Annotated in this window: 23 protein-coding genes; 10 read left to right on the top strand and 13 right to left on the bottom strand. The window is 34.0% G+C overall.

Annotated elements, in window-relative coordinates; translation table 11 throughout:
• Nucleotides 1-52: 52 nt before the first annotated feature.
• A complete protein-coding gene (locus tag BIW12_RS07005) occupies nucleotides 53-430 on the bottom strand; it encodes a GxxExxY protein (protein WP_071184462.1) in 378 nt (125 codons plus the stop codon).
• Between the two features lie 148 nt (nucleotides 431-578).
• On the opposite strand from BIW12_RS07005, the gene BIW12_RS07000 reads away from it, so the two are divergent.
• A complete protein-coding gene (locus BIW12_RS07000; RefSeq protein WP_071184460.1) occupies nucleotides 579-1,340 on the top strand; it encodes a lysophospholipid acyltransferase family protein in 762 nt (253 codons plus the stop codon).
• A 56-nt stretch (nucleotides 1,341-1,396) separates the two neighbouring features.
• Here BIW12_RS07000 and BIW12_RS06995 read toward each other — a convergent pair whose 3' ends face one another.
• The 10 genes from BIW12_RS06995 to BIW12_RS06950 form a co-directional block, all read right to left on the bottom strand.
• Nucleotides 1,397-1,834, bottom strand: a complete 438-nt coding sequence (locus BIW12_RS06995) for a hypothetical protein (protein ID WP_140485496.1) — start codon at nucleotides 1,832-1,834, stop codon at nucleotides 1,397-1,399.
• 243 nt (nucleotides 1,835-2,077) lie between these two features.
• A complete protein-coding gene (locus BIW12_RS06990) occupies nucleotides 2,078-2,485 on the bottom strand; it encodes a hypothetical protein (protein WP_071184457.1) in 408 nt (135 codons plus the stop codon).
• Nucleotides 2,486-2,633: 148 nt separating this feature from the next.
• Complete coding sequence (gene recA, locus BIW12_RS06985) at nucleotides 2,634-3,641, bottom strand: recombinase RecA (protein ID WP_071186197.1); 1,008 nt, start codon at nucleotides 3,639-3,641, stop codon at nucleotides 2,634-2,636.
• A gap of 179 nt (nucleotides 3,642-3,820) precedes the next feature.
• A complete protein-coding gene (locus BIW12_RS06980; RefSeq protein WP_071184455.1) occupies nucleotides 3,821-4,330 on the bottom strand; it encodes an acyl-CoA thioesterase in 510 nt (169 codons plus the stop codon).
• An 87-nt stretch (nucleotides 4,331-4,417) separates the two neighbouring features.
• Nucleotides 4,418-4,801 (bottom strand): DoxX family protein, encoded by a 384-nt coding sequence (locus tag BIW12_RS06975; RefSeq protein WP_071184453.1) that lies wholly within the window; start codon nucleotides 4,799-4,801, stop codon nucleotides 4,418-4,420.
• 5 nt (nucleotides 4,802-4,806) lie between these two features.
• The gene (locus BIW12_RS06970) at nucleotides 4,807-5,955 is read right to left on the bottom strand and encodes a DNA polymerase III subunit (protein ID WP_071184451.1); all 1,149 of its coding nucleotides are present in this window, start codon (nucleotides 5,953-5,955) and stop codon (nucleotides 4,807-4,809) included.
• A 155-nt stretch (nucleotides 5,956-6,110) separates the two neighbouring features.
• Complete coding sequence (locus tag BIW12_RS06965) at nucleotides 6,111-7,844, bottom strand: alpha-L-fucosidase (RefSeq protein ID WP_071184449.1); 1,734 nt, start codon at nucleotides 7,842-7,844, stop codon at nucleotides 6,111-6,113.
• Between the two features lie 79 nt (nucleotides 7,845-7,923).
• Nucleotides 7,924-8,268: an L-rhamnose mutarotase gene (locus BIW12_RS06960; RefSeq protein ID WP_071184447.1), complete on the bottom strand. Its 345-nt coding sequence runs from the start codon at nucleotides 8,266-8,268 to the stop codon at nucleotides 7,924-7,926.
• A gap of 20 nt (nucleotides 8,269-8,288) precedes the next feature.
• Entirely contained in the window at nucleotides 8,289-10,208 is a 1,920-nt protein-coding gene (locus tag BIW12_RS06955; protein ID WP_157499501.1) for a glycoside hydrolase family 97 protein, read from the bottom strand.
• 19 nt (nucleotides 10,209-10,227) lie between these two features.
• Nucleotides 10,228-12,852: a glycoside hydrolase family 31 protein gene (locus BIW12_RS06950; protein WP_198033458.1), complete on the bottom strand. Its 2,625-nt coding sequence runs from the start codon at nucleotides 12,850-12,852 to the stop codon at nucleotides 10,228-10,230.
• Nucleotides 12,853-13,324: 472 nt separating this feature from the next.
• Between BIW12_RS06950 and BIW12_RS06945 the strand changes: the two genes are divergently transcribed.
• The 9 genes from BIW12_RS06945 (at nucleotide 13,325) to BIW12_RS06900 (ending at nucleotide 22,755) form a co-directional block, all read left to right on the top strand.
• Entirely contained in the window at nucleotides 13,325-14,209 is an 885-nt protein-coding gene (locus BIW12_RS06945) for a helix-turn-helix domain-containing protein (protein WP_071184445.1), read from the top strand.
• A gap of 48 nt (nucleotides 14,210-14,257) precedes the next feature.
• The gene (locus tag BIW12_RS06940; RefSeq protein WP_071184443.1) at nucleotides 14,258-15,316 is read left to right on the top strand and encodes a sensor histidine kinase; all 1,059 of its coding nucleotides are present in this window, start codon (nucleotides 14,258-14,260) and stop codon (nucleotides 15,314-15,316) included.
• Complete coding sequence (locus BIW12_RS06935) at nucleotides 15,310-15,999, top strand: LytR/AlgR family response regulator transcription factor (protein ID WP_071184442.1); 690 nt, start codon at nucleotides 15,310-15,312, stop codon at nucleotides 15,997-15,999. The genes BIW12_RS06940 and BIW12_RS06935 overlap by 7 nt, the downstream gene beginning before the upstream one ends.
• 134 nt (nucleotides 16,000-16,133) lie before the next feature.
• Nucleotides 16,134-16,889 (top strand): dioxygenase family protein, encoded by a 756-nt coding sequence (locus BIW12_RS06930; protein WP_071184441.1) that lies wholly within the window; start codon nucleotides 16,134-16,136, stop codon nucleotides 16,887-16,889.
• A gap of 16 nt (nucleotides 16,890-16,905) precedes the next feature.
• Nucleotides 16,906-17,571, top strand: coding sequence for a pirin family protein (locus BIW12_RS06925; RefSeq protein ID WP_157499499.1), 666 nt, complete (start codon nucleotides 16,906-16,908; stop codon nucleotides 17,569-17,571).
• Complete coding sequence (locus tag BIW12_RS06920) at nucleotides 17,568-18,074, top strand: hypothetical protein (RefSeq protein ID WP_071184439.1); 507 nt, start codon at nucleotides 17,568-17,570, stop codon at nucleotides 18,072-18,074. The genes BIW12_RS06925 and BIW12_RS06920 overlap by 4 nt, the downstream gene beginning before the upstream one ends.
• A 207-nt stretch (nucleotides 18,075-18,281) precedes the next feature.
• Nucleotides 18,282-19,469, top strand: coding sequence for a phosphoglycerate kinase (locus BIW12_RS06910; protein ID WP_071184437.1), 1,188 nt, complete (start codon nucleotides 18,282-18,284; stop codon nucleotides 19,467-19,469).
• A gap of 108 nt (nucleotides 19,470-19,577) precedes the next feature.
• On the top strand, nucleotides 19,578-21,563 hold the full coding sequence (locus tag BIW12_RS06905) for a LysM peptidoglycan-binding domain-containing protein (protein ID WP_071184436.1): 1,986 nt from the start codon (nucleotides 19,578-19,580) through the stop codon (nucleotides 21,561-21,563).
• 172 nt (nucleotides 21,564-21,735) lie between these two features.
• Entirely contained in the window at nucleotides 21,736-22,755 is a 1,020-nt protein-coding gene (locus tag BIW12_RS06900; protein WP_071184435.1) for a DUF4837 family protein, read from the top strand.
• 3 nt (nucleotides 22,756-22,758) lie between these two features.
• Here the strand turns inward: BIW12_RS06900 and BIW12_RS06895 are convergent, their stop codons facing one another.
• Together BIW12_RS06895 and BIW12_RS06890 are read right to left on the bottom strand one after the other, a co-directional pair.
• The gene (locus BIW12_RS06895; RefSeq protein ID WP_071184434.1) at nucleotides 22,759-23,565 is read right to left on the bottom strand and encodes an OmpA family protein; all 807 of its coding nucleotides are present in this window, start codon (nucleotides 23,563-23,565) and stop codon (nucleotides 22,759-22,761) included.
• Nucleotides 23,565-25,199: a S41 family peptidase gene (locus tag BIW12_RS06890; RefSeq protein WP_071184433.1), complete on the bottom strand. Its 1,635-nt coding sequence runs from the start codon at nucleotides 25,197-25,199 to the stop codon at nucleotides 23,565-23,567. Before BIW12_RS06890 ends, BIW12_RS06895 begins: the two co-directional genes overlap by 1 nt.
• Between the last annotated feature and the right edge of the window lie 65 nt (nucleotides 25,200-25,264).

Genomic DNA, 25,264 nt, shown 5'->3' with positions numbered 1-25,264 from the left:
TTTTTACCGCAAAGAAAGCAAAGTTTTTCGCAAAGTTCGCCGTTTCATTCTTTTATAAATTATTTACAACTCTTCTGATTCCGTTTTTCAACAGAATCTCATTGAAATTTATTAATAGTCCGAGTTTATAATTTCCTAATTTTAGATAAGTCAAAGTTTGAGCAAGATGAATTACACTTAAAGACTCCACACTTTTAAGTTCAACTATTAGTTTTTTCTCAACTAGTAAATCAACCCTATATCCACAGTCTATTTTTACTTCCTCAAAAATCACAGGCATCGGTTTCTCTTTTTCAACTAAAAGTCCGGCTTTATTTATTTTGTAAAACAAACATTCTTTATAGGTATTCTCTAACAAACCCGAACCAAGCGCTTTGTGAACTTCAATCGCTAAACCGATTACAATTTTTGAAATATCATTTTCTGTCATGCTACTTTTCTACTTTTCGAAAAAACTTCCACTAATTTAAAGTTAATTCCTATCAAATTTAATTATTTTCATTAAAAATAGATTTTTTACTTATTATACTTTGCGAAAATCTTTGCAAACTTTGCGGTTAAAAAGTAAATTTGACAATATGAAAAGCATAAAAACAATTTTCTGGATTCTTTGGCGCATTTGGTTTTACATCTTGATGGCGATACCAATTTTTATTATGTTGCCATTTTTAATACTTTCTATTCTTTCTGAAAAAGGCTATCCTTATTTCTTTAGAATGGCTCGAATTTGGGCTAAATTCATCCTTTTCGGAATGGGATTTTATTACAAAATAGAGAAAGAACAATCGATAGAAAAAAACAAAAGCTATATGATTGTGGCTAATCATACCTCGATGACCGATATAATGTTAATGTTGGCGATTGTAAAAAATCCATTTGTATTTGTGGGAAAACAAGAACTGGCTAAAATCCCCATTTTTGGTTTTTTCTACAAAAGAACCTGCATTTTAGTGGATCGGAAAAACTCACAAAGCCGAGTGGCGGTTTTCACCAAGGCTCACAAACGAATTGAGCGCGGATTGAGTGTTTGTATCTTTCCCGAAGGTGGTGTTCCTGATGACGAAACGATATTATTAGATCATTTTAAAGAAGGTGCCTTCAAATTAGCCATACAACACCAGATTCCTATTTTGCCTATTAGTTTTGGAGACAACAAAGAACGTTTTCCTTATACTTTTTTTGCCGGAAGCCCTGGAATTATGCGTGTAAAAATTCATAAACAGGTAGAGACTTTTGGAAAAACCGAATCGGACAGAAAAGAAATTCGGGAAGCAGTCAGAACTACTATTTACACCCAATTACTGGAATTTGAAACCGAAAAAAAAACTGAAACCGCTTAAAACAAAAAAATCACCCAGTTCATTAGGTGATTTTTTTGTTTTAAGAAAGATACTATTTACTGAGTAACGACAACTGCTACCTCTTCAAAGATATCTATCTCTTTAGTTGCATCATCTGGATCTGGGCCTTTACCTTTATAAAACTTAAACTTATAGTTTCCAGTTTCTTGAGGAACAAAATTAAATGAAGCATCAGACAATGGAGGTAATTCTTCTGTACAAACTTCGCCAACTTTTGTATTAGCATTAATACCTATTGTTCTGGTAAACGAATCGGCTCCGGTACCATAAACATAATACACTCCTCCGTAATTATAACAAACTGTAGGTCTTTGATACTTTAACTCAATTTTATGAGATGCTCCTACTTTGAAGGTTGAAGGCATCGTATAACTTTCAACAGGTAAAACATAAAAATTATACCTATCCGGTTCATCTAAACTACAACTTAACAATGTGGTCATTAAGACTAAAAACAGGGCTATTTTTTTCATTTTTTTGATTTTATAAATTAATAATCTATCGTTGATTCTTTTATAAAGACAGCAACAAATGAAAAAGGTTGCTTATAAAAACGTATTTTTTTCAAAAAAATTGTATCTAAACTCATTTGAAGCAAAAAAGGATAAAAAACAAACGAAATATAATCTTTGAGTATTGATTATTTTGAAATTACAATCTAAAAAAAGAAAAGAGGTTGTCTCACACTTTTTAATGAAACAACCTCTTTTATCAAATTATGAAGCCGAACTCACAACTATTGTTTGAGTTACAAACTCTGTTGCTGTTTTTTTAAACTTCAGGATATAAGTTCCTGCCGCAGTAGCTTTAAACTTGTATGAAGTTTTTTTAGTAGCAGCTGTTGTCCCACAATTACTTCCTTCATATTTAGTTTGCACTTCAATTGTTTTGGTGTTTCCTGCAGTAGTTTCAATAAACTTATTAAAAACACCACAATTGTTTTCTACTGCATAAGTCACTTCAAGTGTGATTTCCTGATTCACAGTTGAAGTAGTTGCTCCGGTTACGGCTGACACAAAAGCAGTTTTAGTTTCTACAGATGGTGTGTCATCATTATCACAGGAAACAAATCCTGCAGACACGAACAATACTAATGCAACTACTTTCAATTTTAAATTTTTCATTTTATAAATTTTTATAAGTTAATAATTACTTACAAGATGCTTATAAAATAAAAAGGTTGCTTATAAAACACATCAGACTCTAATTTTTCTTATAAAAAAATGCCCGCCAAATTGACGAGCATTTTGATTTATAACACAATACGAATTTTTAATTCTCTGCTAATTCTTTAATTCTGGCTTTGATTTTTACTTCTAATTCATCTGCCAATTCAGGATTGTCTTTGATTAATGTTTTAACAGCATCACGACCTTGTCCTAATTTGGTTTCTCCATAGCTAAACCATGAACCTGATTTTTTTACAATTTCGAATTCTACTGCTAAATCCAGAATCTCTCCTGTTTTAGAAACTCCTTCACCATACATAATATCAAATTCAGCTACTTTAAATGGTGGAGCTACTTTATTTTTAACAATTTTAACTTTGGTTCTGTTTCCAATAACATTTTCCCCGTCTTTAATTTGAGAAGAACGACGAATATCTAAACGAACCGAAGCATAAAATTTCAACGCATTACCACCCGTAGTAGTTTCAGGATTTCCAAACATCACCCCGATTTTCTCTCTCAACTGATTGATAAAGAAAACCGTACAATTGGTTTTACTAATAGTTCCTGTTAATTTTCTTAAAGCCTGAGACATCAAACGCGCGTGAAGACCCATTTTAGAATCTCCCATCTCGCCTTCAATTTCGCTTTTTGGAGTCAACGCAGCAACCGAGTCAATAACCACAATATCAATTGCTCCTGAACGAATTAAGTTTTCAGCAATTTCCAAAGCCTGCTCTCCATTGTCAGGTTGCGAAATAATTAAGTTTTCGATATCTACATTTAATTTTTCAGCATAATTTCTGTCAAATGCGTGTTCCGCATCAATAAAGGCTGCAATTCCACCTGCTTTTTGCGCTTCGGCAATAGCGTGAAGTGTTAAAGTAGTTTTACCTGAAGATTCCGGTCCGTAAATCTCAATAATTCTTCCTTTTGGATAACCACCTACTCCCAGTGCTAAATCCACACCTAAAGATCCCGAAGAAATTACCTCGACTTCTTCAATGGCTTTATCGCCCATTTTCATAACAGTCCCTTTTCCGTAGGTTTTATCCAGTTTATCAAGGGTAAGCTGTAACGCTTTTAATTTGGCTTCTTTCTCTGTACTCATATTTTCTTTTAGCTTTTCTTTCATTAAGTTAATATTGTTTCTATAGCGATTAGAAACTAATCAGAAGCAGTTGCTCTTTCTCATTTCTATTACATATCTTTTTTTGTGTTTGTAAAAATACTTCTTTTTTTGATGCAAACTTTTTCGTTTAAAAAGATTTTATCATCAAAAAACAAAGCTTACACAAACAACGCTTTCAACTCCGTAGCCTCTTCGGGTTTCATTTTTCCTGCCAGGACTAAACTCAATTGTTTGCGTCTTAAAGCCGCATCATAACGCTGTTTTTCCAATTCAGTTTCAGGAATGATTTGGGCAACTTCTACAGGTTTTCCTTTTTGGTCAACCGCAACAAAAGTATAAATAGCTTCATTAGCTTTAGTTTTCACACCCGATTCTCTATCTTCTACCCAAACATCAATATAAACCTCCATCGAAGTCTTAAAAGCTCTGGAAACCTTTGCCTCAATAGTTACCACACTTCCCAACAAAATAGCCTTGGTAAAAGCCACATGATTCACCGAAGCAGTAACTGAAATATTTCTGGAATGTCTCTGCGCCGCAATACTGGCCGCACGATCCATCCGGGCTAACAATTCGCCTCCGAAAAGATTATTGATATGGTTGGTCTCACTTGGCAAAACCAAATCAGTCAAAATAGTTAAGGATTCCGATGGATGTTTTGGTGTCATCTGATTTTAGATTGAAGATTGCTTCGCCAATTGGAGCCAAGCTCTCGGGTTACGATATTTGATTTCAGATTTAGTTGAAATTGATTTTTAACTCAACCAATACACCGCCATTACAGCCGGAATAAAATAAATAACAATAGTTCTGGCGCCGTCATAATCTTTGGCTAATCGCTGACCAAAAAGCATCATCAGTAAAGTAATCGCCGAAAATAACGCTCCGTAATAACCAAAGAGTCTTCCCTTATTTACTAATAATTCAATGCAACCCACAAAACACAAAACAGTCGAAATCAGCTCCATGATTACAAGATTAATCAACGCTAGTTTTACATGATTTTTTAATCGTGTTTTAGCAAAATGTTCTTTTAACCAGGTCACATTATCGTTCCAATAAAACAGTTTTTCATAACTGGATTGCAAAAAAGTAATTCCGAAAAATACCAGAAGTAAAAGCGAAGCCGGGTTATTCATAATCGTTATTTTTTGTGAATTAAACGTGTGAGTTTGATTGATAAATCGGTTAGAATTATTTTTGCATTTCCGTTGCGTTCTATATGATACATCGCATCCGAAAGTTCTTTAAATATATCCTGAATATTGTTACCATTTACAAATGGTGCAAAATTTTCTAATTTGAATTTATCGACTTTTGGTTCGAAATAAACTAAACCTGGTGTTTCATAATTAATCAACAATGCCTGACGAAACATTTCCATACAAAACTGAAGAAACTTCTTTTGCGCTTCTCTTCCTAAAGCAGCGATTTTTTCGCTCCAAAGAATTAAATCCTGAATGGCAGCTGCATCTTTTTTGGCCTTAAAAGCAGCACGAACCCAGGTAACAAACCATTGTTCAAACGGATGTTCTTCGTCTTTATCTCGTAACAAATGTAAAGCAGCATTGTAATTTCCTTGTGCCTGATGGGCTAATTTTGTGGCTAATTTTAAATCTATTTCTTCACGGGAAACCAAGGCATCGGCAATAACAGCCTCACTCAATCCATTAAAATGCAATACCTGACAACGTGAACGGATAGTTTGAAGAATATCTTCTTCATTTTCAGAAATCAGAATAAATATAGTTTTCTCCGGTGGTTCTTCGAGTAGTTTCAAAAGTTTGTTAGAAGCGGCAATATTCAATTTATCGGCCATCCAAACAATCATGATTTTATAACCACCTTCATAGGCTTTTAAAGAAAGTGATTTCAGAATTTCCTGAGCATCATCAACTCTAATTTCTCCTTGCTTATTTTGCACACCTAAAACCGCGTACCAATCAAACAATCCACCGTAAGGATTCTGAGTTACAAATTCCCTCCAATCGGCAATAAAATCGATACTTTTAGGGTTTTTCTTTACCTCATCGGTAGTAACGGTAGGATAAGCAAAATGCAAATCGGGATGCGATAATTTTTGGAATTTTACATTGCAGGCATGATTTTCACCATTGTTTTCTCCGTTTTGATTGCCACACAAAATATATTGTGCATAAGCAATTGCCATAGCCAGAGTACCGCTTCCTTCAGGGCCTACAAACAACTGCGCATGCGGAATCCTTCCTAAATCAGCACTTCTGCTAAGATGGTTTTTAATGTGTTCCTGCCCTAAAATTTCAGAAAATTGCATAAAGCAAAGATAGCAGAAAATGGATAAGTCTAAAATTTTAGATTATAAAGTTTCGGGACTAAAATTAGGTGAATCCTCAATTTATGTCTTCTCATATACTAAAAAAGGCAACTATAATTACTTACAGTTACCTTTTTCAATATTAGAGCTATTATTTACTCAATTTCAAAAGTAATAGCAGTAGCAAATGGCATATTCTTAGGACATTTTATTATTAATCCATCTGCCGTTTCTTTCCATTTTAGTTTTCCTTTGTAACCTAACAACTTAACGGTTTTAACTTTCTTGCCATAGTTATTTGCAGCTGTACCAAGAGACTTAATTTTTATTTGAGTATTCGGAGCTGGTACATTCATACAAAAGGCATACAGTTTATTGTTTTTACCAATTGTAAATCGGATATCCTGAGCGTTAAATTTAAATTCAGCTTGCCTACTACCCAATTTTCCTCCAGGAAGCATTTTTAACTTTCCATTAATCATTTCCCCTTCGGCTGGAATTACCCAGGCATGACTTCCATATACTCCTTCTCCATTAACTCGCATCCAGTTTCCTACTTCTTTCAACATCTTTTGACTCTCATCATTAATTGAACCGTCAGGCAATAAAGAAATACATATTGCTGCATTTCCATCACGTGCTATAGCTTCAATTATATAGCGAATCATCATACCTGAATCATAGGTAAAGTCGGGAGCATAAAACCAATCTCCTACGGGAGCTTCCGCAATCCAGGGCTGGTCTTTTTTAATCTCCGAAGGAATACCAAACTCCTCGGTATTTACTGTACCATTAGTGTTATGACGAAACTTAACAATGCTAAAAGTATTTACCTCACCTCGACGCTGTAAACTAGTATTGTAAAAATCAGCTATAACGCTTTGCATGGCATTTGCTTTTAAACCTGCTCCTGTTCCATCTCCTGTAAATGGTCCTTGAACGGTACCATCAGTATAAATAAAATCAGGGTCGTAATGTTGCACAACATCCATCATCCTTAAAGCCCAATTTGTGGCATACCATTTAGCATATCCTAAATGATTACTAAATATTCCTGCTGGTGGTGGTGTCCAATCAGTATGGGCATTTTTTTCTACTCCTTTGTACTCTCTTAAATCGATACCATAAAGCATTTTCGGATCGTATCCTTCCCACCATTTTCCTTTACCATCAGCAAGCGTAAGATGACCATCATAAGGAATTCCTTTTTTAGCTCCTTCTTTATCGCTTCCAAATGCTGTTTGCCACCACCACCATGTGTATTCGTGATGAAAAGTCACTCCATATCGCATTCCGACTGATTTACAGGCTTTTGACCATTCACCAATCAAATCTCTTTTTGGTCCAATGTTTACTGAATTCCAAGGCTGGTATTTAGAATTCCACATATCGTAATTATCATGATGCACTCCTTGAATCATTAAAAAACGAGCACCTGCATCCTGATAAATTTTTGTGAGTTTCTCCGGATCTAACTTTGTTGGATTCCAATCACGCAAAACTTCTTTGTATCCTGATTCAGAAGGATGTCCATACTTTTTAATATGATTTTTATAGGCAACTTTATCAGTTTTATAAAGATTACGCGCATACCAATCCCCACTTTCTCCTGCAGCTTGCGGTCCAAAATGAACCCATATTCCAAACTTCGCATCACGAAGCCAGGCAGGCTCTCCAGGGTAGTTTTTTTCTATCGATTCCCAATTGGGTTCAAAAGGCCCTTTTGCAATAGGTAATTCTAACTTTACCTCAGGAAATGTTTCCAAATCTCCCATTGGCACGCTATTCACAGCTAATGGAGCTGGTATAGCGGGCATAGGATTTTTTTCTTGGGCATAAACACTAAACTGAAGTAGAGATAACAGCGTGAATAAAATTTTCGTTCTCATTTTTTTATTTTATTTATTATTTGAATCATTTTGCAACTGAGCTTTACAAACTAGCAACTTGAATTATTTATTAATAAATTCATTCCAATTTATATATTTGTTCCATCGGCAACCATTTTTCACCCTCTTTAGCTCCCGGAGGCGCTTGTTGAAATTTCCACATCAATTCTTCCCATTCCTGAACTTTTGGATTGGCGGCATCCATCATTTGTTTGCGCTCCGGAGTATAGCTTTCATCTACTTCCATAATCATAAACAATCTGTTAGCCAGAAGATAAATTTCCATGTCTATAATACCAGAATCCTTAATGCTTTTAGTAATTTCAGGCCAAGCATTTTCTTTAGAATGATAGCTTTTGTATATTTCTATTAATTCTGGGCTATCTACTAAATCGCAGGCATAGCACAATCTCTTTGCATTCATAAAATTCAATTTTACTACATTTATTTTTCTAAAACAGCTACAAATCCGCCTCTTGGAAGACATTCCACATTTAAAACATCTCCTTTTTTTATTTTTATAACTTCAACAGCAAATGACTTATCATTTTCTCCATCCTTAATAAGCTTTAATTTAAAATTTCCTGTCCCAAGAAAATCAAAATTTATTTTTAATGTTTGTAATTCGTCCTTACCATTAATTCCGCCTATATACCATTGATTTCCTTTTCTTCTAGCCATAATAACTTTTTCTCCCGGATAACCATCAACAAGCTTGGTATTGTCCCAGCTTACAGGAACATTCTTTAGAAATTCTTTAGGTTCTGGAGGCAAACTTTTATACCCTTCCGGTCTATCGGCAAAATGCTGAAAACCAGACTCAAAAACTACTGACAAAGCTAATTCATGAGCATAAGAAGTAATATGTGGATGTTGCGAATTTGTAAAAGTTACCGGAGTATAATCCATCGAACCAATTACGTTGCGTGTAAAAGGAAGCGTTGCATTATGTACAGCAGCTTTATTAGTAAGAATGGGTTTATTGTTATACCATTCGGCTCCGTAAACAGCTTCGGTAGTCATCAAATTCGGATAGGTACGCGCCCAGCCACGCGGCACTGTAGCCCCATGAAAATTGACCATTATCTTATATTTTGCTGCATCCTTCAAAATATCAATACAGTATTTCATCATATCCTGTTGGTCTCCGGCAAAAAAATCAACTTTGATGCCATATATTCCTATTTTATTAAGCCAGGCAAATTCTTCTGCTCTTTTTTCAGAGGTTAACAAGCGGTCATTAGGCGTTGGCTCAAGCCATGAAGTCCCCGAATTATACCAAATCATAGGTTTAATCCCTTTACTTTTGGCATAATTTACTGCATCAGTTATATTTCCACCATTGGTCATAACATCCCATTCCCAGTCAATGAGCACATAAGGCCATTTCATTTCGACAGCTAAATCAGTAAATTCCACAGCTTTTTGATAATCTTTAGACCCACGATTATATGCCCAATAAATCCAAGCAACCGCACCGGGTTTTATCCAACTCGTTTCTTCTAATGTATTCGGTTCGCTAACATCAGTAATCAAAGTAGATTCGACTACATCAGACAATCCACCAATGATTAACGTATGCCATTGCGAGTTCCAAGGCAAGGTAGTTTTGACTCCAGTTTGCTTAAAACTGTCTCTTGGCGAAGCATAACTTACTTTGTATTCGTTTGGATTTTTCGAATTATTTAATTTTGCAGCACAGTTATTTTCTGAAATATTTGCCTCAGAAATCAATACCCAAACAGGATTATTATTTACTTTGAATAAGGCTGGAAATCCCCATTCTTGTTTTTTGTTATTGGTCTTACCCGAATCTGAAAAAGGAAAAAAATCTTCATAGGATTCCGTATATTGTTGCACCCAACGATTAGTAGCCGATGGAAAAACATAAGTAGTACTTTCATCAATAACATTCACTAATGAATCCCTTTTATTAGTAAATTCATAACGAAATGCTACTCCATCATTATAAACTCTAAAAACAATATTCAACGGTTCGTTATTCGAATTCACATATTTGAAAATCTTTTCAGTTCCTAAATTATCACAGAGTTTTTGTTTACCACAAATCATTTCATATTTCTGGTTTACTTCTTTTGCTTTAGATTCACTAACCAATTTCAAATTATCAGTAAATTGCTGGTCGTCTCTTAGAATGCCCAAAGGCGAACTTGGCATTACTTCAATATATTCCGATTTCTTTTTAAACAAAATTTTAAAATACACCTGACCAAAGGACTTTCCATTTGATTCTTTTTTCGAGACAATTACCTTAATCTTTTTATTTGGTGATACAATTTCCTGAGCATTTATTGTAAACGCAGTTGAAATAAACAGACAGAATATTAAATAGATGTATTTCATTAATCTTATTTTGATGTTTTTATTTTTTTTGAATAGCAATACTTTTTCCATTGTATTTTACCGAAATATTTGTTTTTCCGTTTTCGATACCAATACCGTTTGACTCGTTAACCCAAACAATATTAAAAACCCGGTTTTCAATTAATCCATTAAAACTTTTGCCTTTTCGTTTTCCAATTGTCAGCGTTTGTTTTTCTTCATTCCATTCAAAAGGTATCATCGAAAAAGCGCCTTTCTCATAGTTGTAATTTGTTCCTTCATCTTCATAAAGCTCAAACTTTCCATTGGCTCCTGTATAAATTCTAATCTCAAGATTTTCAGCAGGTTTTTCATTAGTGTACTGCATTTTTTCACCCATTGGAATAATTGAACCCGATTTCACATACAGCGGAATGGTCGAAAGAGATGCAGCTGTTTGTACTGTTTGCCCACCTTTAAACTGTTTTCCGGTCCAAAAGTTAAACCATCCGGATTGATTTTCCGGTAAGTAAACATCCCAATTCTCGACTCCTTCTGAAACAACAGGTGCAACAAGAAAAGCTGATCCAAACATATACTCGTATTTTTGCTTCAGTGAATTTATATCATTTGCAAAATCCATTACCAGCGGACGCATCAAGGTTCCGTTTTTGAAGGTTACATCTGCAGCCTGAGAATAAATATAAGGCAGTAAACGATAACGAAGGTTTAAGTATTTTAACGATTCAGCTTCTACTTTTTCTCCATATCTCCAGAATTCAGTATCCGTTTGATATCCATGAACTCTTTGAAGAGGTGAGAATGTAGCCAACTGAAACCAGCGTAAAAAACGTTCATGAAATTTGGAATCTGTATATTGACCTTTGCCTGGGCGAAAAAATCCTCCAGCATCAAAAGTCCACCAAGGCAATCCAGTTATGGAACAATTTAATCCAGCTGTTAGTTGTCGGCCTAGGGTTTCCCAATCGTTACCTACATCTCCAGTCCAAACGGCTGATGCATAACGCTGTTGCCCTGAAAACCCACTTCGGGTAAGAATAAAAACTCTTTTGTCCGGAGCGTCTTTGCGCGAACCTTCATATACCGTTTTTGTTACGTACATCGGGTAAACATTTCGCATTTGCTCTCCCGGAATTGTTCCGTTATTAATTTTTCTACCAACTAAATCATCATTTTCCGGTTCAGTTGCATCCTGCCACCAGGCATCAATTTGGTACGTTTTTAAGAGCTTTTCACTAAAATTCTTCCAATAATAATTTGCTGCATCAGGATTAAAAAAATCAACCCATTCGGTATTTGAGATATAGTATTTTTTATTGTTAAATTCTTTCCCAAGTACACTTTCTTTATCAATTTTAGACCAAACAGAAAGCATTAGTCGCATATTCATTCCATGTAATTCCTTTACCATAGCAGCAGGATCTGGAAACAAATCTTCATCGAATTTCATCGAATTCCAACCGTATTTTCCCCAATATTGCCAATCCTGAACAATTAAATCCATTGGCAATTTTTTATCTCTGAATGCTTTGGCATTTTCAAGCAAATCACCTTGAGTCATAAAGCGCTCACGGCAATGAATATATCCTAATGACCATATTGGCATAAGCGGAGCCTGGCCTGTCAAATTGCGATAGCTTGAAATAACCTCATCTGAATTTCCGGCAAAAACAACATAATCCAACTTATTAGCAACAGGAGATCTAAAGACTGTTTCATTGATAACCTTGCGATAATATACTACAGGAAGATCGTTTTTTTCTCCAGTAACCACCATGTCGTGTTTACCAGCTGTTAGTTTAACCAATATGCTCGTTGTAGGCGGAAGCCAATGATTTTTGAAATTAATAAGCTCTTTACCATCGATTGTTAACTGCCATTTTCTGGCCATTTTTTGACCAACATCCAGTAAAATAGCATATTCACCATTTTCTTTAACCGTGAAATTTCCCGTAAAAACACCATCTTGGCGCGTTTCTTTTTGGGTTCCATTAGTGGTAGTAACAGCAACAGTAACCGCTTCTCCACTTGTACCTGCTGGCTTTAAATTCACCACACTATCTGCAGGATTAAAATCAGTAAGTCCGTAATTATGCCATAGCAAACCATAGCCTTTGCTTGACATAATAAACGGAATAGCAATTTGTGTATTTACCTGAGTTAATCTTCTGGGCAATCCTTTAATATCCAAATGTCCGTCCTGAAACTGACCTGTTCCATAAATATATTCTTCGGGTAAAGTACTAAAACCTTGTTCAACAATATAACATGGCTCTCCTTGTACTAAACTTGGTTTAAAAACACGTCCTTCTGGTTTTTCGCTAAGAAACACCTTGCCTTGTGAATTGCGATATGACAATACTCCCGTTTTTTTATCTACTACCACAGTCATTTTTGACATAGCAATTTCAATAAGCGAATTAGATTCCGAAATCTTAAAATTAGGAACCTTAATTTTTGAAATAAAAACTAATTCAGGAATTTGACTTTTCATTTCCAAAGCATACTGAACTCTTACGGTATTTTCAGTTAAAGGACTCAAATGTAGTTCTCCTTTGTCAAGAGTTATAACTACTTTATCGTTCTGTTTTTTATAGCCCTTAACCATTTGTCCAATAGAAAAAGTTGGAATAAGTAAGACCAATAGAATTGTTATTTGCTTCATTTGCTTCATTTTTTTCATTTAATATAATACTATTCGTTATGATTATCAATCAAATTATATAAAGGTCAATTAGGTTTTCTTATCACTTTAGAATCCATTTAATAATCTTTAAAATCTCCCTTTTCCAGAAAATCTAAGTTTATTTTTAATATTTGCCACACGCATTGGGTCTATTGATTGAATGTTGATATCGCTAGTTTTAAAGCACTTCTTCTTTGCATCTTTTCATAATTTGGACAGAATTTATACATTTCCGATTTTATCAAATCTGTTTACAATCTGTTTTTATATAAAAACAAGTCAACAAGCTTTTTAACGACAGCTATTTTACATATAAATTTGATTATTAGTTTTTTTAATCGTTAATTTTTATACAAACAAAAACAAATGTAACTTAGTCGCAACATATCTTTTTTATTCAAAAACGATTTTTTATTACTCAAAAACGATTATTTTTTATTTTAACACCATTATGTCTAAAAGCACTTTCAAACATTCGTTTTCGCTGTTACACATTGACTACGTGAAACTTAATCACAATTGGAATTTCAACAATGTAATTAGTCCGTATTATCGACTGTATTATATTGATGAAGGAATGGGAACTATATCGAACAGTTCAGATAAATTAATTTTAGAGCCCGGTTATTTATATCTTATACCGAGTTTTACTATTTGCAATTTGAATTGTGAAGAATATTTGAGCCAATATTTCATTCAGTTTTTTGAGGAATCTCCGGATGGGATTTCGCTATTTAACCAGAATAGAAATGTAATGAAATTACCCGCTACTGAAACCGACATTATTCTCATCAAACAGATGCTAAAAAGCAACCCGGGAAGAGGGATTAACCGATCTGACAACCCAAAAGTCTATGAAAAAGAAGCTTTTTACAAAGAATACCGTTCTCATAATGATAAAATGAAACCGCATCTAAAATTTGAAAATCAAGGCACACTATTACTATTATTTTCCAGATTTCTAAACACTACAAATTTCAAACAAACCACACCTCAAGGAAGACCATCAAAAATTTTGGATACCATGAGTTACATTCAGCTTCATTTAGACAAAAACCTAACCGTTGCCGAATTAGCCCAAAGAGTCAATCAAAATCAAGATTATTTTTCGAAACAATTTCTGATCCATACCGGACAGCGACCTCTAAATTACATTCACGAAAAAAAGATAGAAAGAGCACAATACCTTATTGCAACCACAAACAAGAGTTTTCTGGAAATTGCCTTAGACACGGGTTTTTCTAATTTACCTCACTTTTCTAAAATGTTCAAACAAATAGTGAGCCTTACACCGGGTGAATACCGCAACAAAAATGATTTCTACCTCAATAATTAGACTTTTTATAACAAGAAGTCTAAATTTGAGTTAGCTAACTCTATTCTAATGAAAAAAAAGATTCCCTTTTATGCCTGGCACATCTTAGTATGCATCACTTTTATGCTGTTGCCTTATGCTTTCACATCAACAGGGAGTGTTTTTAATTTACCCAATTTATCCCATAATGGTCACGACAGAATTTATTTTTTAATCTATTTTCTTTTACTGCTTTTCTTTTATTTTAATTATTACTATTTAATTCCCAAATTCTATTTTTCCCATAAAATGGTTTCCTATTTTGGAATTATCGTTGTGTTTTTATTATTCTTTCTTTGGATTTCGACTTATTTTGACCATCCCGAACGCAATTTTTTGGACTTTGGAAAAAGAATGCCGCTTCACAACAAAATGCCTCATTCCTTTCCGCCCAACTTTGACAAAAGAGGAGGCCCTCCTACCCAATACAGTCATACTATTTTAGTGTATTTAATTGGTGTGATTTCCAGTTTACTATTTGCTATCAATAATCAATTGCGAAAAGTTGAAAAAGAAAAAATGCAATCGGAATTGTCTTTCCTGAAAGCCCAAATCAATCCGCATTTTTTGTTTAACACCTTAAACAGCATTTATGCTTTAGCTATAAAAAAATCAGACAAAACAGCCGATGCCGTGGTGCAATTATCCGAATTGATGCGGTACATTATCACCAATGCTAATGATGATGTGATTTCCTTAGACAAAGAAATCAATTACATCAATAATTTTGTTGAACTTCAAAAAACACGTTTGGGTAATACGGTAAACATTAATTACAAAGTTGAAGGAAATCAATACGGAAAATGCATTACGCCACTCATCTTAATTTCTTTTATCGAAAACGCCTTTAAACACGGTGTTAATCCCAATCAGGATTCCGAAATCAAGATTCACATTAACATTGAACAAGAAAATTTGATTTTATTTGTTTCCAATAACAAAGTAAAATCCAGTCCATCCGAAAGCGGCATTGGATTACAAAACACCATAGAAAGACTGACCCATTTGTATCCTGACACCCATGATTTGACAATTGATGACAATCCCGAAACCTATAATGTTACACTAAAAATTAAAGTAGCATGTTAAAAGCAATTGCATTAGATGATGAGCCATTGGCATTAGAGGTTTTGCAAAGTTTTTGCAATCAACTTGATGTGGTCGAATTAGAAAAAACATTCACCAAATCAGATGATGCTTTTAAATATTTAAAGAAATACCCCGTTGATTTACTCTTTTTGGACATCAATATGCCATCGATTTCAGGGATTGATTTTTACAAAAAACTTCCACACAAAACGATGGTCATTTTCACCACCGCTTATTCAGAATATGCTGTTGAAGGTTTTACATTAAGCGCCACCGATTATATCCTGAAACCTTTTAGCTTTTCAAGATTTCAACAGGCAGTAGAAAAAGCACATTCGCAATGGAAATTACAAAATCAGGATCCCGAACAACAATATCTTTTTATTCGCGCCGATTACAGCCTGATAAAAATTCTCTTTTCGGATATTTTATTTATCGAAGGATTGGATGATTATCTAAAAATCCACATCCAGAATCAAAAAACAATCGTTGCCCGAATGACTTTGAAAGCCATTTTGGAAAAACTCCCTCAAACGGAATTTATCAGAGTGCATCGCTCCTTTATTGTTCCCATTTCTAAAATTGACAAAGTCCGCAACAAAATCATTTACATCAACGAAGAAGAAATCCCGGTAAGTGCCAGTTATGAAACTGCTTTTTTTGAATTATTAAACCAAAAATAATTGTTAAAATATTACAAACTAGCATCATAAACTAATTCCTTTACCGCATAAATACCTCCAAACACCTCATATTTTTCATCGCTAACCGCCGTTTAAATACTTTTATACCATAACCTTATAAATTGTATGTAGTTATGGAAAGAAAAGATTTTTTAAGAGGATTAGGTTTAGTAGGATTAGGATCTTTGGCTATACCAATATTAAGTTCTTGCGGTGACGACGATTCATCTACCGATTCAAGCACAACCGACAACACCCAGGCTACTGATACCGGAAGTTCTACGGGTTCATCAACTTGTAGCGTTACTCCATCTGAAACAGCAGGACCATTCCCCACTAAAAGTCCTTCATCATTAGTAAAATCAGATATTACCAGCGATAGAACAGGCGTTCCATTAACGATAAACATCACAATCCAAAATAAAAATGCCAGTTGTGCTGCCTTAGCTGGTGCAATCGTTGATATTTGGCATTGTGACAAAGACGGTTATTATTCAGAATACGGAGGAACCGGAATGCAATCGGCTGATTTTACTGCTGTTCATTTTCTAAGAGGAAGACAAACCACTAATACTAACGGACTGGTTAGTTTTACGTCTATTTTCCCGGGCTGGTACAGCGGAAGAGCCACACACATTCACGTACACATTTACAATTCGGCAGGAACTTCTTTATTGGTTACCCAAATTGCCTTTCCTGAAGGTTCCGGCAGTGCCGTAGTTCTGGTTAACGCTTCAACAGCAAATGGATATACCAAGGGCATGAGCGGATACACTTATAACGCTAGTGACAATGTTTTTTCAGATGGAGTAAGCAGTGAGTTATCTACCGTAACCGGAAGTGTTGCTGCGGGATTTGTATTAACACATACCATAAACGTAGCGGGCTAATTTGATTCCTCAAATTATGATAAAGCAACATCCGGCACAAATGTATCTGGCAACAGCAAGAAAGCAACGGCAAACTAAGGGCTACAATTGTTGGTCAACATTAAGTATCGAAAATTATCAAGAAAAAACAAAAGATTTGGGTTCTTTATTTCTTTTTAATTATCAGATACTTGCGCCACATCAAAAATCAACAATGTTAGCCCAAGCCGATTGTTTATACTATATTTTACCTCTCTATGGTGGAATTGAATATCAGAATAAACTAATTGCAACAGAAAAAATCGAACAAATTGTTTCCAATAAAGAAACTTCATTTGAAGTATCAAATCCATTTGATGAAAACATGAGCTTTTTACAAATTGGTTTTAAAACCAATGAGCCAAGCCTTGAAAACAAATCACTTGAATTTGATTTCAAAGAAAAAAACAAACTCATTTCTTTATTCAAAAACAATACTGCCAATGCTTTTATAGCTCAATTTGACGGAAGGAAAGAAGTACATTACCAACTCCAAAACAAAGAAAACGGAATTTTTGTTTACATAATCAACGGCGCATTCGAATTTGAAAACAGACTTCTTGAAAGCGGTGATGCTTTAAGTTTAAAAGAAACAGAAGATTTAGAATGGGAATCTTTATCAGAAAACGCCATGTTGCTACTCATCGAAATACCATTAGCATGAACTATAAATCAAAAATAAGATTAGCCTATCGCTTTGAAATTGAACAAAGTGCTACTCTAACCTGGGACAAATATGTTTTTGAAGACACTTATAAGGAATATTTATTGCAACACCAACAATTTAATTCGAAAGAAAATCCGAAAAAGACTTTCAGGGAATTACTGGCCGAGAATGAAAAGGCTTCACAACTGCATTATCTTGTGGGCATCGCTGCCAATAATTATGTCCAACAGTTAAAAGGAAATTGCTACCGCCTAACCGATACCTTGGGAAAAAACTTTTTCCCCTTTATAAATTACCAATTAGACATTATAAATACCGACATTACTGATATTTCCAAGCATAAAATAGGCATTACTTTTTACTCGCCTTTGCTTACTTATTTAGGAATGATTGACAACCACTTCCTGCTTTCCAAAAACACTGATGACAGTAATGAATTTGAAACTTTTATGATTGCTGCTCAGGCTCATCTGTCGGTTTGCTATTTAAAAGAACAATAAGTAATTGTTTATTCGATTTCAAAAAGCCGACAAAATTTAACTTTTATAGGCAATTTTTTAAATTAAAGGACATAAATAAAATTATTTGTGAGTTTACATCGTTTTCGTTGCTAAAAATTGATTTTTTTGAAATTTTCAAATTTAATACTAATAGAAAAGTTCTATATTTGTTTCACTTTCAAAAAAATAAACTAAAAACAATACCTAATGAAGACTTTAAACGATTTTAACTTCGCTAATAAAAAAGCAATCATACGCGTTGATTTTAACGTGCCATTGGACGAAAATTTTAATGTTACTGATACCACTCGTATCGAAGCTGCAAAACCTACTATTGACAAAATTCTTGCCGATGGCGGAAGCGTAATTTTAATGTCACACTTAGGTCGCCCAAAAGGAGCTGAAGAAAAATATTCATTAAAACATATCTTAAAAACAGCAACTGACATTCTTGGAGTTCCTGTAAAATTTGCTTCAAACTGTGTAGGTGAAGTTGCAAAACAAGCTTCGAATGATTTAAAAGCCGGTGAAGTTTTATTATTAGAAAATTTACGTTTCCACGCTGAAGAAGAAGCCGGAGATGTTGCTTTCGCTAAAGAATTGGCTTCATTAGGAGACATTTATGTAAACGACGCTTTTGGAACTGCTCACAGAGCACACGCTTCAACTACAATTATAGCTCAATTTTTCCCAACAGCTAAATGCTTTGGTTCTTTGTTAGCTAAAGAAATTGAAAGCATCAATAAAGTATTAAAAGATAGCGAAAAACCTGTAACTGCTATTCTTGGAGGATCTAAAGTATCCTCTAAAATTACAGTTATCGAAAACATTCTTGACAAAGTAGATCACATGATTATTGGTGGTGGAATGACTTTTACTTTTGTTAAAGCTCAAGGAGGAAAAATTGGAAATTCTATTTGCGAAGACGACAAACAAGAATTAGCTCTTGAAATTTTAAGATTAGCTAAAGAAAAAGGAGTTCAAATTCACATTCCGGTTGATGTTATTGCAGGAGACAAATTCTCTAATGACGCTAATACACAAGTGGTTGATGTAACTAATATTCCTGATGGCTGGGAAGGTATGGATGCTGGCCCACAATCATTAGCCAACTTCGAAAAAGTTATTATGGATTCAAAAACAATTCTTTGGAATGGTCCATTAGGTGTTTTTGAAATGGAAACTTTTGCTAAAGGAACTATCGCTTTAGGAAATCAAATTGCAGCAGCTACAGCTAACGGAACTTTCTCTCTTGTAGGTGGTGGAGATTCAGTTGCAGCGGTAAAACAATTTGGCTTTGAAGACAAAATGAGCTACGTTTCTACAGGTGGAGGAGCTATGTTAGAGATGCTTGAAGGAAGAACTTTACCTGGAATTGCAGCAATTTTAAACTAAATGTGATAATTTTAACAATATTTATTGATTTTTTTAGTTGTAACCTATTAAGTTTGCATAAATGATTTTGTAATCATTTAAAATTAAGCAAGTTGACAAATAAAAAATATGAATATAAAAAAAATAACAATATCATTTTTTCTATTATTAACAGTTCCCTTGTTTTCGCAAGAAGTTGCCGAAAGCAAGGGAACTGCTGTAATAGAATCTAAGGTATCTTATCTTGATTCTATAAAAAACAGCTTTGTTAATGATGAAATAGCAAGTTGCGTGGACAGCTTGTGGACAAAAGAATTGACTGATTTAGATTTGTACAATGACATCACTAAGGATATTGTCAATATCAATACGGATGAGAAAGTAGATTACGAGTTACCTACTGAGTTGTTAAAATCCAGATTGGAAGCCATGAATGCTAAATCACCTTTTAACATTCAATACAATCAGGGACTGGAAAACATCATCAAGTCGTTTCTAAAAAACAGAAAAAGATCTTTTGAACGTTTGATGGCAATTTCAGAATATTATTTCCCAATGTTTGAAGAAACTTTTGCCAAACAAAATGTTCCTTTGGAAATAAAATACTTAGCCATCGTAGAATCGGCATTAAATCCAAAAGCGGTTTCTAAAATGGGTGCAACCGGAATTTGGCAGTTTATGTATCACACTGGAAAACAATACAATCTAAAAATAGATTCTTATGTTGACGAACGCAGTGATCCTCTAAAAGCTACTGCTGCTGCTGCTCAATACATGTCAAATATGTTTAGCATTTTTGGTGACTGGGAACTGGTTTTAGCATCTTATAATTCAGGCCCGGGAAATGTTTCAAAAGCCATCAGAAGATCTGGCGGACAACAAAATTTTTGGAGTATTAAAAATCATCTTCCAAAAGAAACTCAAGGCTATGTTCCTGCTTTCTTAGCTACAATGTACTTGTATGAATACCATAACGAGCACGGAATTAAACCAAACAAAGCCATTGTACAGCACTTTGCTACTGATACAGTAATGATTAAAAAACAGATGTCGTTCAAACAAATTTCTGATTTATTGGACGTTCCTGTCTCGCAATTGCAATTGCTAAATCCTTCTTACAAACTCAATGTAATTCCGCATTATAACGATCAAAATCATTTTTTACGATTACCAAAAGACAAAATAGGTGTTTTTGTTTCTAACGAAGATAAAATTTATGCTTACATTCAGCATGAATCAGAGCTTAAAAACAATAATCCTTTTAAAAACACAACAACAGCTGTTGCTGCTGTCGAAAAACCATCTTATCCTACCGGAAGCACTACTCAATATTACAAAGTAAAACAGGGAGATAACCTGAGCAGTATTGCAAAACAATACAACATTAGTATTGAGGAATTAAAAAAATGGAACAAACTAAGCAGTAATACTGTTGCATACGGAAAAGTACTAACCATCATAAGTACTGAAATAAACAATAATACTGCTGTTGCTTCGGCAGAAAACAAAATCAACAAGATTGAGAAGTTAAAAAAGGAAGTTAAAGAAGACACTCTTACTCATAAAACAACAAATTATATTGTTCAAAAAGGAGACAATCTAAGTGACATTGCCGAACAAAACAATGTAACAATTGCCCAACTTAAAGAATGGAATAAACTTTCAGGAAATATTATTCAGGCAGGTACCAGTTTACAAATAGCTGAAAAAGAAATTGAAACTAAAGAAGCCGTTGCTGCAACTCCTGAACTTAGAAACATTGAATACACCGTTCAAAAAGGAGATAATTTAGGAAACATTGCTAAAAAATTTGGAACTCCTATTGCTGATTTAAAAGAATGGAATCAGCTAACAGATAACAACATTATGCTGGGCAAAACACTTATTGTAGCTAAAAACGAAATTGCCATTAATACCTCAAAAGCTACTGCTGCTTCTTTTAAGAAGAACAAACTTGAAAAAACGTCATTGCAACAGGATTATTTAGTTAAAAAAGGGGATTCATTATTTAGTATTGCTAAAAAATCCGGAGTAACCGTTTCAGATATTAAAAAATGGAACGACATCAATACTGAAGATATCAAACCGGGAATGAAATTAAAAATAGGAGGATAAAACTAACCTCAACACCATAAAAAAAAGGCTTTATTTCGTAACAGAATAAAGCCTTTTTTAGTTTTAGAACCATTTATAAATCATTTTTATCTCACTTTTTAAAAAAATGGAACGATATTAGCTGGTTAAATTATTACATTAACACGATAATTCCAGTCCTAATAGGTACAAAATGAATAAAATCCATTTTATATTACTTTTCGTTTCCATCTTTTTTATTTCTTGCCAACAGCAAAACACGACTCCTAAAAAGACAAATGGAAAAATCAATAACATTTCGGTGATTATAGATGATTTATTATGGAATGGCGAAATTGGTGACAGCATCCGAAATAAATTTGCTTCACCGGTAATTGGGTTACCACAGGAAGAACCGCTATTCACCATCAATCAGTATCCGGTGAAATTAATGGAAGGTTTTATGACCGATAACCGAAACATCATTGTTATCAAAAAAGATACAAAAGAAGATTTTAAAATCGAAAAAAACAAAATTGCCATACCGCAAAATGTGTTCTACATTTCCGGAAAAGCAGCTGATGATATCTTGTGTTTAATTCAAACACATGCCGCTGAAATTATCAAAATCATGCACCAAACCGAGATTGAAGAATGCCAACGCATCAACAGAAAATCACTTTTAAGCACTAAATTTTTCAAAGACAGTTTCAATATCAAAATCGAAATGCCTTCTAATTATGAATTAATGCTGCAAAAAGAAGATTTTGTATGGTTTAAAAAAGAAATCATCAGCGGAAATAACAGCATTTTAATTTATCAAATCCCTATGAACCGTCTTGAAACCAAAAGAGACAAAGTTTCAGGGATTATCCAAATGCGGGATTCCATTGGAAAACTATACATTCACGGCAAGGAATTAAACACCGATATGATTACCGAAGAAGCTTATGCTCCTTATTTTTCAAATATAGTTCTGGATCACAAAAAAGCTTATGAAACTAAAGGTACCTGGGAATTAAAAAACGATTTCATGTCTGGTCCTTTTATCAATTACGCCATTGTTGACAAGGATAACGACCGTATAATCGTTTTAGAGGGTTTTTGCTACTCTCCTTCAAAAGAAAAGAGAGATTTAATGCTGGAACTGGAAGCCATCATAAAATCGGTAAAAATCGATAAAAAAACAAGTTCTAAGGAAACTTCAAAAATTATGGCAATGTTTACAAGATAAAAACTAAATCTTAGTAATCAGAAATTCAACCCTACGATCAAATTCATCACCCCTGCCCAGAGGAAACTGATTCCCCAAACCTTTATAAATCATTCTTAAACTGCTCACATTTTTAGAAATCAAATACCTGAAAACACTTTTGGCTCGGTTTAAAGATAGTTTTCTTTCCTTAGTAGCCCGGTCGATTGCATCTATGTAATAATCAGGAGTACAACACACATGACCCCGGATTTCAAATTCAATTTTTTTGTTGTTTTGAAGAATTTCAGCAATTCTGTCCAATTCCTTTTGAGAAGCCGGTGTGAGTTTACTGCTTCCTAATTCAAAAAAAATATTCTCCAAATAAATACGATCACCTACTTCATGCTTGTCCTGAAAAGAAGTATAAATTCCTTTTCCAAAACTATTTTTCTTTACAATCAATAAATCAACACGTCGGTTTTTAGAACGAATATCCTCTAAACTACCTCCTGAATGTTCGTCTAAGAGTACCCTGCCTTTGCCTTCAACAATTACAATTTTGTTTTTATTAAATCCGTTGGTAGTCAAAATATGCTTAACCGAATTAACTCTTTTCTCTGATAATTTTAAATTATAATCATTATTTCCCCGATCATCACAATAACCGTAAATCTGAATGGACTCGACCAAAGTTGTGTCTATTTTACTAACAAAATCAACCAACATTTGTTCCTGAACAGCATCAATATTGGATTTGTCAAATTCAAAATAAACAGTACCAATCTTTCTTTCCTGAGCATTCAATAGCCCAAAAGAAAAAAATACAATAATAAGAGCAGATTTAAACATTAGATTTTTAAAATATTCTTATACGTTGTGCTGTCATTTAATATAGTAACTGCTTTTTTGATCTCCGAATTGGTTTTCATATAATATTGATAAAAACCCTCCTGATATTGGTATCGTTTTATAATTTCTTCTAAAATCAAATTCTTAATTTCTTCCTGATGATTGTCTAACTGATCGGCTTCACTTTTTTGAACTACGGCTAAAAGTTGCTTGTATTCATTAATGATAGTGCCATCAAGAGACTCTTTTTTGGCTATAGCCAAAGTGTTTTTCAATGCCTCTTCGGTTTCGGTATCAAAAGAAATTTTCTGATTTTTTAAATACTGCTTGAAATCCTGAAAATCAGCAGTAGTGAAATTTGGAATTTGATTACCTAAGTTTGGATTTTTATAATAATAGACAGTTGCGTAATTAAAAATCGCGTCGTTTTTAAGCAAAGCATTGGCAATAACACTTGTTTTTGATTCTTCTAACTGTACATCCGGTAAAATCCCTCCTCCATCATAAACCGTTCTGCCTTTTCGGGTTTTAAACGAATTATAATTAGTTTCCTTGGTTCTAACTGCAACTCCATTTTCTTTATGAGCGTAATCCATCGCTTGAATACATCTTCCCGAAGGGGTAAAATACCTGGAAATAGTGACTTTTAATTGGGTATTATAAGTCAAATCAATTGGTTTTTGAACCAATCCTTTTCCAAAACTTCTGCTTCCTATAACTACCGCACGATCTAAATCCTGCAAAGCTCCGGATACAATTTCGGATGCCGAAGCACTTTTATCATTTACGATAATCACCAACGGAATATCCAAATCTATGGGTTCAGCAGCCGTTTTATAAGTATTATTGTGCTTCTCGTTGATAGATTTTGTGGTTACAATCACTTCGTTTTTTGGAACAAATAAATTGCAAATATTGATGGCTTCGCCTAAAAGTCCCCCGGGATTGTTTCTTAAGTCTAAAACTATTTGTGTAGCTCCTTGTTTTTTGAGTTCCAATAAAGCTTCTTTAGTTTCATTCGAAGCTTTTTTATTAAAACGACTCAGCACAATATAACCCGTTTTGTCATCAATTTTAGCAAAAAAAGGAACCGATTTTATTTCGACCTCATCCAAAGTAATTTGGGTCGTATTTGTTTTTCCCTGGCGCAGATATTTAATGTCAATTTTAGTGTTTTTAGCTCCTTTTAACAATTGGGAAGCATCCTCTTTAAAATCAGACAACGAAACATCGCCTATCTGAATAATTTCATCACCGACTTTAAAACCCGCTTTGTCGGCAGGGAAATTTTTATAGACTTCGCGAAGAATTAATTTCCCTGATTTTTGGGTAATCAAAGCACCAATTCCGGTATATTCTCCCGTATTATTAATTTTAAATCGCAGCACATCCTGCTCATTAAAATACACCGTATATGGATCTAAACTAGCCAACATTCCTTTGATGGCAGCATCCATTAATTCGCCGGGATTAGTTTCATCCACATAATTGGTGTTCAGTTCTTTAAAAAGTGTGGTGAAAATTTCTAATTGCTTGGCTATTTCAAAAAAATCATCTTTAAAACTCACCCCAACATATAAAAATGCGGAAGCAACTACGGGAATCAGGTATCTTTTCTGTAAAAGGCGAATCATGATTGTGGAGTATAATATTGGATACTAAAGTAGGAATAAATCATCAATAATAAAATTGACACTAA

The sequence above is a fragment of the Flavobacterium commune genome, from assembly GCF_001857965.1.
GTDB lineage: Bacteria > Bacteroidota > Bacteroidia > Flavobacteriales > Flavobacteriaceae > Flavobacterium > Flavobacterium commune.
This window is presented reverse-complemented; position numbering and strand designations above follow the sequence as displayed.

Coding starts and splice junctions, on each gene's coding strand:
- BIW12_RS07005 (WP_071184462.1), bottom strand. CDS start 430: ATGACAGAAAATGATATTTCAAAAATTGTAATCGGTTTAGCGATTGAA.
- BIW12_RS07000 (WP_071184460.1), top strand. CDS start 579: ATGAAAAGCATAAAAACAATTTTCTGGATTCTTTGGCGCATTTGGTTT.
- BIW12_RS06995 (WP_140485496.1), bottom strand. CDS start 1,834: ATGAAAAAAATAGCCCTGTTTTTAGTCTTAATGACCACATTGTTAAGT.
- BIW12_RS06990 (WP_071184457.1), bottom strand. CDS start 2,485: ATGAAAAATTTAAAATTGAAAGTAGTTGCATTAGTATTGTTCGTGTCT.
- recA (WP_071186197.1), bottom strand. CDS start 3,641: ATGAGTACAGAGAAAGAAGCCAAATTAAAAGCGTTACAGCTTACCCTT.
- BIW12_RS06980 (WP_071184455.1), bottom strand. CDS start 4,330: ATGACACCAAAACATCCATCGGAATCCTTAACTATTTTGACTGATTTG.
- BIW12_RS06975 (WP_071184453.1), bottom strand. CDS start 4,801: ATGAATAACCCGGCTTCGCTTTTACTTCTGGTATTTTTCGGAATTACT.
- BIW12_RS06970 (WP_071184451.1), bottom strand. CDS start 5,955: ATGCAATTTTCTGAAATTTTAGGGCAGGAACACATTAAAAACCATCTT.
- BIW12_RS06965 (WP_071184449.1), bottom strand. CDS start 7,844: ATGAGAACGAAAATTTTATTCACGCTGTTATCTCTACTTCAGTTTAGT.
- BIW12_RS06960 (WP_071184447.1), bottom strand. CDS start 8,268: ATGAATGCAAAGAGATTGTGCTATGCCTGCGATTTAGTAGATAGCCCA.
- BIW12_RS06955 (WP_157499501.1), bottom strand. CDS start 10,208: ATGAAATACATCTATTTAATATTCTGTCTGTTTATTTCAACTGCGTTT.
- BIW12_RS06950 (WP_198033458.1), bottom strand. CDS start 12,852: ATGAAGCAAATAACAATTCTATTGGTCTTACTTATTCCAACTTTTTCT.
- BIW12_RS06945 (WP_071184445.1), top strand. CDS start 13,325: ATGTCTAAAAGCACTTTCAAACATTCGTTTTCGCTGTTACACATTGAC.
- BIW12_RS06940 (WP_071184443.1), top strand. CDS start 14,258: ATGAAAAAAAAGATTCCCTTTTATGCCTGGCACATCTTAGTATGCATC.
- BIW12_RS06935 (WP_071184442.1), top strand. CDS start 15,310: ATGTTAAAAGCAATTGCATTAGATGATGAGCCATTGGCATTAGAGGTT.
- BIW12_RS06930 (WP_071184441.1), top strand. CDS start 16,134: ATGGAAAGAAAAGATTTTTTAAGAGGATTAGGTTTAGTAGGATTAGGA.
- BIW12_RS06925 (WP_157499499.1), top strand. CDS start 16,906: ATGATAAAGCAACATCCGGCACAAATGTATCTGGCAACAGCAAGAAAG.
- BIW12_RS06920 (WP_071184439.1), top strand. CDS start 17,568: ATGAACTATAAATCAAAAATAAGATTAGCCTATCGCTTTGAAATTGAA.
- BIW12_RS06910 (WP_071184437.1), top strand. CDS start 18,282: ATGAAGACTTTAAACGATTTTAACTTCGCTAATAAAAAAGCAATCATA.
- BIW12_RS06905 (WP_071184436.1), top strand. CDS start 19,578: ATGAATATAAAAAAAATAACAATATCATTTTTTCTATTATTAACAGTT.
- BIW12_RS06900 (WP_071184435.1), top strand. CDS start 21,736: ATGAATAAAATCCATTTTATATTACTTTTCGTTTCCATCTTTTTTATT.
- BIW12_RS06895 (WP_071184434.1), bottom strand. CDS start 23,565: ATGTTTAAATCTGCTCTTATTATTGTATTTTTTTCTTTTGGGCTATTG.
- BIW12_RS06890 (WP_071184433.1), bottom strand. CDS start 25,199: ATGATTCGCCTTTTACAGAAAAGATACCTGATTCCCGTAGTTGCTTCC.